The 13,483-nt window shown below is 60.9% G+C and carries 13 protein-coding genes and 1 other RNA gene; 6 read left to right on the top strand and 8 right to left on the bottom strand.

What is annotated here, in order from left to right; all coding sequences use genetic code 11:
• Positions 1–16: 16 nt before the first annotated feature.
• The 3 genes from ubiH to ACUXAC_RS20780 are packed head-to-tail and all read right to left on the bottom strand — an operon-like array spanning position 17 to position 3,147.
• The gene (gene ubiH, locus ACUXAC_RS20790) at positions 17–1,195 is read right to left on the bottom strand and encodes a 2-octaprenyl-6-methoxyphenyl hydroxylase (RefSeq protein WP_100396847.1); all 1,179 of its coding nucleotides are present in this window, start codon (positions 1,193–1,195) and stop codon (positions 17–19) included.
• A 4-nt stretch (positions 1,196–1,199) separates the two neighbouring features.
• Entirely contained in the window at positions 1,200–2,513 is a 1,314-nt protein-coding gene (gene pepP, locus ACUXAC_RS20785; protein ID WP_342121496.1) for a Xaa-Pro aminopeptidase, read from the bottom strand.
• Positions 2,514–2,568: 55 nt separating this feature from the next.
• Positions 2,569–3,147, bottom strand: coding sequence for a YecA/YgfB family protein (locus ACUXAC_RS20780; protein WP_100396848.1), 579 nt, complete (start codon positions 3,145–3,147; stop codon positions 2,569–2,571).
• A 319-nt stretch (positions 3,148–3,466) separates the two neighbouring features.
• On the opposite strand from ACUXAC_RS20780, the gene zapA reads away from it, so the two are divergent.
• The 3 genes from zapA (at position 3,467) to ACUXAC_RS20765 (ending at position 4,680) form a co-directional block, all read left to right on the top strand.
• On the top strand, positions 3,467–3,796 hold the full coding sequence (zapA, locus tag ACUXAC_RS20775) for a cell division protein ZapA (protein ID WP_004931621.1): 330 nt from the start codon (positions 3,467–3,469) through the stop codon (positions 3,794–3,796).
• Between the two features lie 40 nt (positions 3,797–3,836).
• A non-coding RNA gene (gene ssrS / locus ACUXAC_RS20770) (6S RNA) lies at positions 3,837–4,019 on the top strand.
• Positions 4,020–4,071: 52 nt separating this feature from the next.
• Positions 4,072–4,680 (top strand): 5-formyltetrahydrofolate cyclo-ligase, encoded by a 609-nt coding sequence (locus ACUXAC_RS20765; RefSeq protein WP_060441302.1) that lies wholly within the window; start codon positions 4,072–4,074, stop codon positions 4,678–4,680.
• Between the two features lie 48 nt (positions 4,681–4,728).
• On the opposite strand, the gene serA is transcribed toward ACUXAC_RS20765, so the two are convergent.
• The gene (gene serA / locus ACUXAC_RS20760) at positions 4,729–5,967 is read right to left on the bottom strand and encodes a phosphoglycerate dehydrogenase (protein ID WP_025304156.1); all 1,239 of its coding nucleotides are present in this window, start codon (positions 5,965–5,967) and stop codon (positions 4,729–4,731) included.
• Between the two features lie 292 nt (positions 5,968–6,259).
• Positions 6,260–6,916 carry a ribose-5-phosphate isomerase RpiA gene (gene rpiA / locus ACUXAC_RS20755; protein ID WP_025304157.1) on the bottom strand — a complete coding sequence of 219 codons (657 nt, stop codon included), beginning with the start codon at positions 6,914–6,916 and terminating at the stop codon, positions 6,260–6,262.
• 203 nt (positions 6,917–7,119) lie between these two features.
• Between rpiA and ACUXAC_RS20750 the strand changes: the two genes are divergently transcribed.
• Positions 7,120–8,013 carry a LysR family transcriptional regulator ArgP gene (locus ACUXAC_RS20750; RefSeq protein WP_004931613.1) on the top strand — a complete coding sequence of 298 codons (894 nt, stop codon included), beginning with the start codon at positions 7,120–7,122 and terminating at the stop codon, positions 8,011–8,013.
• A gap of 48 nt (positions 8,014–8,061) precedes the next feature.
• Here ACUXAC_RS20750 and ACUXAC_RS20745 read toward each other — a convergent pair whose 3' ends face one another.
• The 3 genes from ACUXAC_RS20745 to ACUXAC_RS20735 form a co-directional block, all read right to left on the bottom strand.
• Positions 8,062–8,793 (bottom strand): oxidative stress defense protein, encoded by a 732-nt coding sequence (locus tag ACUXAC_RS20745; RefSeq protein WP_025160209.1) that lies wholly within the window; start codon positions 8,791–8,793, stop codon positions 8,062–8,064.
• 121 nt (positions 8,794–8,914) lie between these two features.
• Positions 8,915–9,532 carry an arginine exporter ArgO gene (argO, locus tag ACUXAC_RS20740; RefSeq protein ID WP_004931603.1) on the bottom strand — a complete coding sequence of 206 codons (618 nt, stop codon included), beginning with the start codon at positions 9,530–9,532 and terminating at the stop codon, positions 8,915–8,917.
• A gap of 124 nt (positions 9,533–9,656) precedes the next feature.
• Positions 9,657–10,475, bottom strand: a complete 819-nt coding sequence (locus tag ACUXAC_RS20735) for an IclR family transcriptional regulator (protein ID WP_049199270.1) — start codon at positions 10,473–10,475, stop codon at positions 9,657–9,659.
• Between the two features lie 374 nt (positions 10,476–10,849).
• Between ACUXAC_RS20735 and ACUXAC_RS20730 the strand changes: the two genes are divergently transcribed.
• The gene (locus ACUXAC_RS20730) at positions 10,850–12,403 is read left to right on the top strand and encodes a sugar ABC transporter ATP-binding protein (protein WP_387445306.1); all 1,554 of its coding nucleotides are present in this window, start codon (positions 10,850–10,852) and stop codon (positions 12,401–12,403) included.
• Entirely contained in the window at positions 12,396–13,478 is a 1,083-nt protein-coding gene (locus ACUXAC_RS20725) for an ABC transporter permease (protein ID WP_016930014.1), read from the top strand. The genes ACUXAC_RS20730 and ACUXAC_RS20725 overlap by 8 nt, the downstream gene beginning before the upstream one ends.
• Positions 13,479–13,483 lie beyond the last annotated feature (5 nt).

Here is a 13,483-nt window from a genome sequence, read left to right as displayed (position 1 = left end):
GCGCCCGATTCTGTGTCTAACGTTCCACCCAGCCCAGCGTGCGCTTGGCGAAGGCGTCGCGCACCGCCGGCAAACGCGCCATCGCCATCAGCCCCAGATTACGGCCGACCACCAGCGGGACATAACGGTTGGCGAACAGGCGGATCAATCCGTCGGTCACGCCGATCGTCGCCTGCTGATCGTTTTGCCGCCGCTGCTGATAGCGACTCAGCAGCGCATAACCGCCGGCGTCTTCGCCGCTGTCTACCGCTTCCGCCAGCGTTTCCGCCAGCGACATCACGTCGCGCAGGCCGAGGTTGAACCCCTGCCCGGCGATCGGGTGCAGCGTCTGCGCCGCGTTGCCCACCAGCGCCAGACGATGGCTGACATGACGATCGGCGGTCAGCAGGCTGAGCGGATAACTGTGCCGTTTACCGGCCTTGAGGATACGCCCCAGCCGCCAGCCGAAGGCCTGTTGCAGCTCGGCGATAAAACGCTCGTCGTCCCAGACATCCACCCGGGCGCGATCTTCGCGCGCGTGGCACCACACCAGCGAACTGCGCCCCTGCGACATCGGCAGCAGCGCCAGCGGCCCGTAGCGGGTAAAACGCTCGAAGGCGCGCCCCTGCGGATCTTCCGCCGTGGTGACGTTGGCGATGGTGGCGAACTGCGGATACTCCTCCTGCCGCCACTGCACGTTGCAGGCCTGCGCCAGCGCCGAACGCGAACCGTCGGCCGCCACCAGCAGCTGCCCGCACAGGCGCAGACCGGTATCCAGTTGCACTTCCGCCCGCTCTGCGGTGCGAATCACGTCCACCACCCGCGCGGGGCAATGCAGCGTAACGCCCGGCGCCTTCGCCAGCAGCGCGAACAGCCGCTGCCCGGCGTCGTGCAGTTCGATCACCTGGCCAAGCGCATCGACCTGATAATCCTGCGCCTGCAGATTCACGAAACCGGCATGGCCGCGATCGCTGACGTGCACCTGAGTGATCGGCGTGGCGCAGTCGCGCAGCGCCGGCCAAACGCCGATGCGCGCCAGCTGTTGGCAGGTGCCCTGCGCCAATGCGATGGCGCGGGCGTCAAAGCCCGGATGGCTGCGGTCATCCGGCCGAGTCGCCTCGACCAGATCCACGGCCATTCTTCCCTGAGTAAGCGACGAGATAGCCAGCGCCAGCGTCGCGCCCGCCATACCGCCACCAACGATAATTACGCTCATTCCGTTACCTTGCCGCCGCCATCAAAGCCTCGATGGCATCGGCGTCTTTCACCACGGTGGCGGTCAGGTTTTCGTTGCCGTCGGCGGTGATCACGATGTCGTCCTCGATGCGGATGCCGATGCCGCGGTATTCCGCCGGCACGTCCGCATCCGGCGCAATGTACAGCCCCGGTTCCACGGTCAGCACCATGCCCGGCTCCAGCAGCCGATCGCGGCTCGGCGTGCCGTAGTGGCCGACGTCGTGCACGTCGAGGCCCAGCCAGTGGCTCAGCCCGTGCATGAAGAACTGCCGGTGCGCTTGTTCGGCGAGCAGCTGGTCGACTTCACCTTTCAAGACGCCCAGTTCCACCAGCCCGACCACCATGATGCGCACCACTTCGTCGTTGACTTCACGGATGCTGGTGCCGGGTTTGAACAATGCCAAAGCGCGCAGCAGCGACGCCAGCACAATGTCGTACACCGCGCGCTGCGGCTTGCTGAACTTGCCGTTGACCGGGAAGGTGCGGGTAATGTCGCCGGCATACCCCTGATACTCGCAGCCGGCGTCGATCAGCACCAAATCGCCGTCGCGCATCTGGCTCTCGTTCTCGGTGTAGTGCAAGATGCAGCAGTTTTCGCCGCTGCCGACGATGGTGTTGTAAGACGGGTAGCGGGCGCCGAGGCGGGTGAATTCATGGTGAATCTCCGCTTCCAGCTGGTATTCGAACATGCCAGGGCGGCATTTTTCCATCGCGCGGGTATGCGCCAGCGCGCTGATCTCACCGGCGCGGCGCATCACCGCCAGCTCTTCCGGCGATTTGAACAGGCGCATGTCGTGCAGCCACGGCCGCCAGTCGGTCACGGTGGCCGGCGCCTGCAGGTTCTGGCGGAACCCCTTGCGCAGCTTGTCCAGCGCGCCGAACAGGATCTGATCGGCGTAGGCATATTCGCCCTGCGCATGGTAGACCACGTCCAGGCCGTTGAGCAGCAGGTGCAGCTGGTCATTGATTTCATCGAACGGCAGCGCGCGATCCACGCCCAGCTTCGCCGGCGCAGCGTCTTGCCCCAGGCGGCGGCCAAACCAGATTTCCGCCGTCAGATCGCGCACCCGGTTGAACAACACGCTGTGGTTGTGCGTTTCGTCGCTTTTGATCAGCACCAGCACCGCCTCCGGCTCATTGAAGCCGGTCAGGTACCAAAAGTCGCTGTTCTGCCGATAGGGATAGTCTGAATCTGCACTGCGCGTCGTTTCCGGCGCAGAGAAAATAACCGCCGCACTGGCCGGCGCCATTTTCGCCAACAGCGCCTGACGGCGGTTGTTGAATTCCTGCTGAGTCATTACCTTCTCCTGAAATCATGCCATCCGCACCGCCGGCGGAGGGGCGATAAGACGCTTAGTGCAACGTCGGTTTGATGTTTTCCGGCGCCGTTGATTTGTGACGGGTGAATTCGCCGTGGCACATGATGGCGGCAACCCGCACATACTCCGCCACTTCTTCCAGCGACTGTTCCAATTCTTCCTGATCTTCGTCTTCGTCGTAGCCCAGCTGCGCGATGTTGCGCAGATCGTCGATCGCTTCCCCAACTTCGTCTTTCACCTGGGCCAGCTTCGGCTGCATCATCCCCAGGCCGAGCAGGAAGTGGTTGACCCAACCGGCCAGCGCGTCGGCGCGATCGAACACGCTGACGATCTCCCCTTCCGGCAGCATCAGTTGGAACAGGAATTCGTCGTCTTCGAGCGTTTCGCGCGTCACTTCATACAGCTGTTGCAGCGGTTGGCTGAGCGCCTGCGGGAAGGCGACGCCTTCGTTGGTCAGATCGTGCACCAGCGCCTGCCAGCCGGCATCACGGCTGCCGCCGCACAACAGGCCGCTGATCAGGCCATGCATTTCTGCCGCGGTCAGCGCCACCGACTGCTGGTTGAGGGCCACGGTCAAAGATTGGTAACTTGGAAATGTATTCTGTATAGACATGCGCATTCGTCATCGTTGGCAGGATAAGTTCGTGTTATGCTACCACCAAGGTCCGTCGCTATACCAGATAAGCGCGACACCTCAGTGGCTAGTTATAATCGCGATGTGGCAGGTTTCACACTGCGCCGTCGGGTGGCGAAAGTGCGGTAAATACGCATTTTGAAACCCTTTTTTGACTGGCAATGTGCGCCACAGTAGATTACAACCAGGTACTGAAAAAGGGGTTGTATCTTGGTACCGAGGTATATATAGTGGCGCCCGCTTTGACGGCCCGGCCAGGGCGGACAAGGCTGGCGCGAAATTTAGGCAGGAAGGTGGCATGTCTGCACAACCGGTAGATATTCAAATTTTTGGCCGCTCGTTAAGAGTCAATTGCCCGCCAGAACAACAAGATGCGTTGAATATGGCGGCGGACGATCTTAACCAACGGTTGCAAGATCTTAAAGTTCGCACTAGAGTCTCCAATACTGAGCAACTGGTTTTCATCGCGGCATTGAACGTCTGTCACGAACTTGCTCAAGAACGGTTGAAAACCCGTGACTATGCGTCCAATATGGAACAACGCATACGGATGCTGCAGCAGACCATTGAACAAGCGCTGCTTGAACAAGGTCGCATCTCTGAACGTCAGGATGCACAATTCGAATAACTTAAGTTGTTGAAATCACAGTTTCGGCAACGAGTACAAAATTTCTCTGAGATGTTCGCCAGCGGGCCAGTCCCCTGAGCCGATATTTAGTACAAACAGAATGTGTTGCTCCGCGATCGGTGAGCACGCTCGGTGCGCCGAGAAGCCTTAAGATTGCGACGGCACGTTCACCTTGAACCATGGGTTCAAGGGTTACAGCCTGCGACGGCATCTCGGAGATTCCCCTTCTCAGCGGTTTATGTGTGCCGAACGCCACACTGAGCAAGCCTGATACGATGCCTTTTCAACCCCAATTCGCGCAGCAGCGCCAAGCCATTCGCCAACTCATTCGCCAACGCCGACGCGAACTTACGCCGGATCAGCAACGCTTTGCCGCAGACAAGATAACCGAGCGCCTTGCCGCACATGCACGCATTCAGGCGGCGCACAGCATCGCGGTATTCCTGTCGTTTGACGGTGAACTCGACACCGGGCCGCTGATAGAGCAACTGTGGACGCTCGGAAAACGGGTTTACCTGCCGGTGCTGCACCCGTTCAGCCCGGGCCATCTGCTGTTCCTGCGCTATGCGCCGGAAACGCCGCTGGTGCGCAATCGCTTCAATATTCTCGAACCGCGCCTCGATGTGCGCCAGGTGTTGCCGCTGGGCGAGCTGGACGTCGTGCTGACGCCGCTGGTGGCATTCGATCATACCGGGCAGCGTCTGGGTATGGGGGGCGGCTTTTACGATCGCACCCTGCAAAACTGGCAGAGCGACGGCCCCTATCCCATCGGGCTGGCCCATGATTGCCAGCAGGTGGAGCACCTGCCGACCGAGCACTGGGATATCCCGCTACCGGAAATCCTCACCCCGCTCTGCAGCTGGGCGTGGCACGAACCTAAATAGCAAAAGGCCGGATCGCTCCGGCCTTTTTCGTTGCGGCATGCCGCCTAATCAGAACAGCAGACGGGCGCGAATGGTGCCGTCGATGGCCTTCATGCGCTGCAGCGCGGCGTCGGCGCGCGCGGTTTCCGCTTCAATGTCGATCACCACGTAGCCGATTTCCGGCCCGGTTTGCAGATACTGCGCGGCGATGTTAACCCCCTCTTCGGCGAAGATCTGGTTAATCTGCGTCAGCACGCCCGGACGGTTTTCGTGGATGTGCAGCAGGCGGCTGGCGTTCGGGCCATGCGCCGGGAGCGACACTTCCGGGAAGTTGACGGCGGACAGGGTCGATCCGTTGTCGGAGTATTTCGCCAGCTTGCCGGCCACTTCGTCGCCGATGTTCTCCTGCGCTTCCTGAGTGGAGCCGCCGATGTGCGGCGTCAACAACACGTTGTCGAACTCACACAGCGGCGAGTTGAACGGATCGCTGTTGGTTGCCGGCTCTTCCGGGAAGACGTCGATCGCCGCGCCCGCCAGGTGATTGCTGGCCAGCGCATCGCACAGCGCGGGAATATCCACCACGGTGCCGCGCGAGGCGTTGATCAGAATGGCGCCTGGTTTCATCAGCGCCAGCTCTTCCGCTCCCATCATGTTCTTGGTGGCCAGCGTTTCCGGCACGTGCAGCGTCACCACGTCGCTCATATTGAGCAGATCGGACAGATGGCGCACCTGCTGCGCATTACCTAACGGCAGCTTGTTCTCGATATCGTAGAAGAACACCTTCATGCCCAGCCCTTCGGCCAGAATGCCAAGCTGGGTGCCGATATGGCCGTAGCCGATGATACCCAGCTTTTTACCGCGCGCCTCATAGGAGCCCACGGCCAGTTTGTGCCACACGCCGCGGTGCGCCTTGGCGTTGGCGGCCGGAATGCCGCGCAGCATCAACAGCAGCTCGCCCAGCACCATTTCGGCCACGGATCGGGTATTGGAGAAGGGGGCGTTGAAGACCGGAATACCGCGTTTGGTCGCCGCTTTCAGATCAACCTGGTTGGTGCCGATGCAGAAGCAGCCCACCGCCACCAGTTTTTCTGCGGCGGCAAACACCTCTTCGGTCAGATGCGTACGCGATCGGATGCCGACGAAGTGTGCATCGCGGATGGATGCCTTCAGCGATTCGGTGTCTAACGCACCCTTGTGGTATTCGATGTTGGTATAACCGGCGGCACGTAAATTATCGACCGTGCTCTGATGAACCCCTTCCACCAACAGGAATTTAATCCTGTCTTTCTCCAATGATACTTTTGCCATTTACCCGACCCTATGTTCAGACTTCAGAAGCGGCTGTGACGACACAGCTCCCATCCAACATAACAAAAATAACGCGGGCGGCAATACAAACGATTGCCTGCCCGGCAGGACAAGGCGCAGCGTTGATGGCGGTTTACGGCAGAAAATGCCATAGGGAAAGTTTTCGGCAGAAGCTTTGGGGAGTCAGGTTTCACAATGTGACATAAGTCACCAAATTTGCCGTTTTTCAGAAAAGATATTTTAACCGAAGAATTATGCGGCCCGGCGCTACCGGGCCACAGACGGCGGAGGCTTATTTGACCACTTTCACGCCTTCCGGGGTGCCGACCAGCGCCACGTCCGCGCCGCGGTTGGCGAACAGCCCCACGGTCACCACGCCGGCGATGCCGTTAATCTTGTTCTCCAGCGCGATGGCGTCGGTGATGCTCAGGTTATGCACATCGAGGATCACGTTGCCGTTGTCGGTCACCACGTTCTGACGATACTCCGGCAGGCCACCGAGTTTCACCAGCTCACGCGCCACGTAAGAGCGGGCCATCGGGATCACTTCCACCGGCAGCGGGAACTTGCCCAGCACGTCCACCTGCTTGCTGGCATCGACGATGCAGATGAATTTCTTGGCGATGGCGGCGATGATCTTCTCGCGCGTCAGCGCAGCGCCGCCGCCCTTGATCATCTGCATATGGCCGTTGATTTCGTCCGCGCCGTCCACGTAGATATCGAGCGAGTCCACTTCGTTGCTGTCGAACACGTGGATGCCGAGGCTTTTCAGCTTGGCGGTGGAGGCGTCGGAGCTGGACACCGCGCCTTCGATCTGGTGCTTGATGGAGCCCAGCGCGTCAATAAAGTGGGCGGCGGTAGAGCCGGTGCCGACCCCGACGATGGTGCCCGGCGTCACGTATTCCAGCGCCGCCCAACCCACCGCTTTTTTCAGTTCATCCTGCGTCATAATATGTCCCTTGCCTCTGTACGAAAACGTGTGCGTATTATAGGGTAAAACGCTGTTTTTCACGCCGGCAGGATCACACTTATTTACCGCAGCCCGCATTTTTACCCGCTTGGCGGCGAGGTGGGGGCGTGATTTTCCACCTGCGCCGTGCGCAAAATGTGGCATAGTGCCGGTATCATTCTAATTTAAGGGATATCTTTCCGATGAAACGCCCAGACTATCGTACGCTGCAAGCGCTGGACGCGGTGATCCGTGAGCGCGGCTTCGAGCGCGCCGCTCAAAAACTCTGTATCACGCAATCGGCAGTATCCCAACGCATCAAACAGCTGGAAAACCTGTTCGGCCAACCGCTGCTGGTTCGTACCGTGCCGCCGCGCCCGACCGAACAAGGGCAAAAGCTGCTGGCGCTGCTGCATCAGGTGGAATTGCTGGAAGAAGAGTGGCTGGGCAACGACACCGGCGTCGATACGCCGCTGCTGCTGTCGCTGGCGGTCAACGCCGACAGTCTGGCAACCTGGCTGCTGCCGGCGCTGAAGCCGGTGCTGGCGGACTCCCCCATTCGCCTGAATCTGCAGGTGGAAGATGAAACCCGCACCCAGGAGCGGCTGCGCCGCGGTGAGGTGGTGGGCGCGGTGAGTATTCAGCCGCAGCCGCTGCCGAGCTGCCTGGTGGATCGGCTGGGGGCGCTGGACTACCTGTTCGTGGCCTCCAGCGGCTTCGCCGAGCGCTACTTCCCGAACGGCGTCACCCGCTCCGCGCTGCTGAAAGCGCCGGCGGTGGCCTTCGATCATCTCGACGACATGCACCAGGCGTTCCTGCAGCAGAACTTCGATCTGTCGCCGGGCAGCGTGCCCTGCCACATCGTGAACTCGTCGGAAGCCTTCGTGCAGCTGGCACGCCAGGGCACAACCTGCTGTATGATCCCTCACCTGCAGATCGAAAAGGAGCTGGCATCCGGTGAACTGATCGATCTGACGCCGGGGCTGTACCAGCGCCGCATGCTGTACTGGCACCGCTTCGCGCCGGAAAGCCGCATGATGCGCAAAGTGACCGACGCGCTGCTGGAACACGGCCACCAGGTGCTGCGCCAGGATTAAAACGAAAAAAGGTTCGCCGCAGCGAACCTTTTCTTCAATACGAACACCTTACTGCGCGGCGTTGCGCTGCAGCTCGAACACCACATCCACCTGATCGTCGAAGTGAATGCTTTGCTGCTCATAGGTTTGCGCCGCGTCGCTTTCCGCCGCCGCACCGGCCGCCTTATACATCCGCGCCACCGGCATCGGCTGGTAGTTGGCGACCCGGTAGCGAATGCTGTACACCGGCCCCAGCTTGGCGTGGAAGCCTTTGGCCAGGGATTCGGCCTGCTGAGTCGCGTTCTCGATCGCTTTTTGCCGCGCCTGCTCGCGATACACGTCCGGTTTGGCCACACCCAGCTCCACCGCGCGGATCTCGTTCAGGCCGGATTTCAGCGCGCCGTCCAGCAGCTCGTTCAGCTTGTCCAACTGACGCAGGGTCACCTGCACCTGGCGCACCGCCCGGTAGCCCTTCAGCACCGACTCGCCGGTTTTCAGGTAGTCATATTCCGGCTGGGTGCGCAGATTGGCGGCGCTGATGTCTTTCTTCTCGATGTTATTTTTCTGCAGGAAATCAAAGTACTGCGCCACGCGCTCGTCCACCTGCTTCTTCGCCTGGGCGGCGTCTTTGGAGGAAACGCTCACTTCGATCGCCAGGGTGGCGATATCCGGCGTGGCGTCCACGCTGGCGGTGCCGGAGGTGACGACATGCGGCCCTTCAGGCACTTCAGCCGCCTGCAGCGCCATCGGTAACGTCCCTAATCCGACCATTGCGGCCATAGCCAATGCTTTTAGCTTCACAGTGTCTCCTTAATGACAGGCTGTCTCTGATCGCCGGCTTTTCCCTGTGAGAACCGCCGGATTCCTGGCATCAAACGTAGCATATCGCGCGGCGTTTTGAATTCGGATTAGTGACAAATTCTTATAAATTTGCCCCCTGCCAGGCCAGCTGTAGCGCGATGCCCCACATCACCAGCCCGACCAGCGCGTTGATGATGCGCTGGGCCCGCTGCGTGTTCAGCCACGGCGCCAGCCAGGAGGCCAGCAGCGCCAGCCCGAAGAACCACACCGCCGACGCGCTGACCGCCCCGAGCGCGAACCAGGAGCGCACGTCCGCCGTCAGCTGCCCGCCCAAACTGCCGAGCACCACAAAGGTATCCAGATAAACGTGCGGGTTCAGCCAGGTGACCGCCAGCATGGTGACCACGATGCGCCAGCGGCTCTGCGCCAGCTCCTGCGCCGCAGCCTGCGCCGGTTGCGGGCTGAAGGCGGAACGGAACGCGCCCCACCCGTACCACAGCAGAAACGCCACCCCGCCCCAGGTGACCAGCGCCAGCAGCAGCGGTGAGCGGGTAAGCAAGGCGCTGCCGCCGAAAATACCGGCGCAGATCAGCACGATATCGCTCAATGCGCACAGCGAAGCAATCATCAAATGATACTGGCGGCGAATGCCCTGATTCATCACGAATACGTTCTGCGGGCCCAGCGGCAGGATCATGGCGGCGCTCAGGGCAAAGCCCTGCAGGAAGACGGCTAACATGGGGATTCCTCGAATGATAAAAGGCGCCGGACGAGGGCGCGTGTCGGTCAACACGCCCATCATACGAGGAAGCGATCATTAGGTGAAATTGATGTTTCTAATCCAGTATCAGCGACGCTAATACTCAAATCGGCGTGACGAAACCCAGCTCCTGCGAGATGCGTTGCGCGGTGGCCAGCACCGGTTTAATCAGGCTTTTGACGCCGATCTGCTGCAGTTTGGCGGTCGGCAGAGAAACTGACACCGCATAAGGCACACGCTGTTGAATATCGAACACCGGTGCTGCCACGCAGGAGACCCCCAGCTCGTTTTCCTCGCGATCCATCGCCATGCCGCGCTGGCGAATATCGGCCAACTCCTCATGCATCTTCGGCAGCTCGGTGATGGTATTGCGCGTCAGCGTCTGAATCTCCTGCTGATGGGTCTGCCAGTAGTGGGCCGGGTAATCGTCGTTGCCGTAGGCCATGAAGATTTTCCCCATCGCCGAACAGTACAGCGGCATATGCTGGCCGATATAGGCGCGGGTGCGCATCATGCCGGTGGTCGGCTCCAGCTTGTAGATCAGGATGACGTGGTCGTCTTCGCGGCTGGAGAAGTTGACCGTCTCCCCCACTTCCAGGTTCAGCTGTTCCAAATGCGGCGCGGCCACGTGAATGATATTGAGTGACGACAGCGCCTTCTGGCCGATGGAAATGAACTTGGTGGTCAGGCGGTAGCTGCCCGGCGACGGCGCCTGGGTCACATAGCCGCTGGTGTGCAGCCCCTGCAGCAAGCGGTGCACCGTGCTCTTGTTCATGCCGGCCAGCTCGGACAGATGCGCCAGCGGACATCCGTTGGGGAAATTGCTCAGGATCTCAATCAACTGCAAACCGCGGAACAGGCTTTGGCTGCCCAGCGGTTTGTCTTTCTTGTCATCTTTCTCGTCGACGGCTTTCAGGCTCATAGCGAAAATCTCTCCAGTGTCGAACCGCCAACCGGCGCTGCGGCGAAGTCAGCAGGCTCTTTGCCGGGCATGTTACCCCAAGGCCTGCATCAGGTGAAGACGGAACGCCGTTTCATTGTCCGCAGCAGGCCAAAAATCCGCAATATTTCCCCCTCATTGAAGTGAGCCATCGGTCACACTTCCGCAAAGTAAAAAATAACTCATTGTTTAATATCAACAATTAAAACCTCATCGCCTTTGATTTAGCGCAACGAACGTCATATTATTTTTGAAATTGAATTTCGTATGTTGAAATTTAAAGGCCAGATACTCACCAGCGGTTTAGCTGATTTGCCCGGCATCTTCGCACGGGCGCAACACCAGGGGCGCATCACATGACTATCGATAATGCGGCACAACCCATCCTTACCCTCAGCCACATCGTCAAACGATTTGGCGGCAACGTGGCGGTCAACGACGTCAGCCTGCAGGTGATGCCGGGCGAGGTTCTGGCGCTGCTGGGCGAAAACGGCGCCGGCAAATCGACGCTGATCAAAGTGCTGGCGGGCGTCTACCCGCGCGACGGCGGCGATATTCGTTTTCAGGGCGCAAGCATCACCTCCGCCGCCGCGATAAAAAGCGCCAGCCGCCAGCCGATCGCCTTTATTCATCAGGATCTCGGCCTGATTGAATGGATGACGGTGGCGGAAAACATGGCGCTGGTGATGGGGTTTCCCCGCCGCTTTGGGTTGATCGACTGGCGCGCCATTCGCCGCCGGGCGGCGCAGGCGCTGCACGACGTCGGCATCGCGCTCGATCCCGATGCGCGCGTCTTCGAACTGTCGCGCACCGAAAAATCGCTGCTGGCGATCGCCCGCGCGGTGGCGGTCAATGCCGAGCTGCTGGTGCTGGATGAACCCACCGCCTCCCTGCCCGCCAACGACGTGCGTCATCTGTTCGCCGTGATCAACCGGCTGCGCGCCAAAAAGGTCGGCATGATTTACGTCACCCATCGCCTGGACGAAGTGATCGAAATCGCCGATCGGGTCTGCGTAATGCGCGACGGGCGCTATGTCGCCGGCGGCCGCACCGCCGACTACTCGCTGCGCGATCTGGTGCAAACCATCGTCGGCGAAGCGATGGCGGACGATCAGCGCGAACCGCTGCCGGAACATCGTCCGCCGGTGTTGCAGCTCGATAGCGTCACGGTGGGCGACATCGGCCCGGTGAGCTTCGATTTGCAGCCGGGCGAGATGCTGGCGCTGGCCGGTCTGCGCGGGGCCGGGCAAGAAGAGATCGGCCGGCTGCTGTTCGGGTTGCGCCAGGCCGACGGCGGCGCGATTCGGTTTCGCGATCGGCCCTATCAGGCGAGCTCCCCACAGCAGGCAATGGCCTGCGGCATTTCGCTGGTCGCGGGCGATCGCACCGGCGAAAGCCTGGTGATGTCGATGAGCGTGCGTGAAAACCTGTTTATCAACCCCTGCGCCAGCGGCCACCGGCTGCTCTCCCGCTACGGGCGGCGAGCGGAGATCGGCGCCAGTTGGTGGAAGGTGCAGCTGTTCGACGTACGCCCCAAGGACGTCAATATCGATATCAGCGCACTGTCCGGCGGCAACCAGCAAAAGGTGGTGATGGCGCGCTGGATGCATCTGGGGGCACCGCTGCTGATCCTGGAAGATCCCACCGCCGGCGTGGACGTCGGCGCGCGAGCGGAAATCTATCATCTGCTGAATAAATCCCTGGCGGAAGGCGTGGCGGTGCTGGTTATCTCCAACGATTTCGAGGAGATCGCCCATATTTGCAACCGCGCACTGGTATTCAACCGCGGGAAAGTGGTCGGCGAGCTGAAAAATCAGCAGGTGTCATTCGCCAATTTATTGGAGCTGGCTTCTGCCAGCACCGGGGAAAGCGTCGCAATCACGTCAGAATCCGAGGTAGGCCATGTCTAAAACATCCGTTAAATCAACCGCGCTGGAGCAGCGCGTCAGTCTGGCGCAGGACGGTGCCGGCCCCTGGCTGATGCAGGTTCTCACCCGCTATGGCCTGCTGCTGCTGTGCATCGCGCTGGTCGTGCTGTTCTCACTGCTCACCCCCTCCTTCGCATCGATGCTGACGCTGCAGGCTATCTTGTCGAGCAAGGCCAAAATCGCCCTGTTGGCGCTGGCGGCGACCATCCCGATGATCGTGGGCAAGATCGATCTTAACGTCGGTTTCGGCATTGTGCTGTGGCACATTCTGGCGATCACGCTGCAGGTGGAATACGGCTTCTCCTGGCAGATGGCGGTGCTGACGGTGCTGGCGATCTCGGCGCTGTACGGATTGCTGAACGGCATTCTGGTGGCGCTGGCCGATATCGACAGCTTCGTCGCCACCCTCGGCTCCGGCACCGTACTGTACGCCATTGCCCTGTGGCACTCCGGCGGGCGGCAGATCGTCGGCGACTTGCCGGATGCCTTCATCGCGCTGCACCACACCGAGATCGCCGGCATTCCGATCGTGGCGTTTTACGTGCTGATCGTCGCGGTGGTGCTGTGGCTCATCACCGAACACACCCCGCTCGGCCGCTGCATGTATGCGGTGGGCGGCAACCCGGCGGCGGCGCGCCTGAACGGCATCTCGGTCAACCGCTTTACCATCGGCGCCTTCATCGCCTCCAGCGTGCTCACCGGTTTCAGCGGCGTGTTGATCGCCGCCGAACAGGGCGTCGGCCAGGCCAGCGTCGGCATGGACTATCTGCTGCCGGCGCTGGTCGGCGCCTTCCTCGGCAGCACCACCATTCGCCCAGGGCGCGTCAACGTCTGGGGCACCGTGGTCGGCATCGCCATTCTGGCTATCGGCATCGCCGGCATTCAGCAGTTCGGCGGCGAATTCTGGGTCGAGCCGCTGTTCAACGGCGCGACGCTGTTGCTGTCGATCACTCTGGCCGGCTATGCCCAACGCCGTCGGCTGCTCAATCAGAAAGCGGTACAACGCAGCCAGGCGACGCCGGCTGACAACAACAATCAGACAGCGACCCACCCTTAAACCAG

The organism is Serratia sp. 121840015-1, assembly GCF_053627655.1.
The sequence above is the reverse complement of the archived record's forward strand: the minus strand, read 5'-3'. Positions and strand labels throughout refer to the sequence as shown.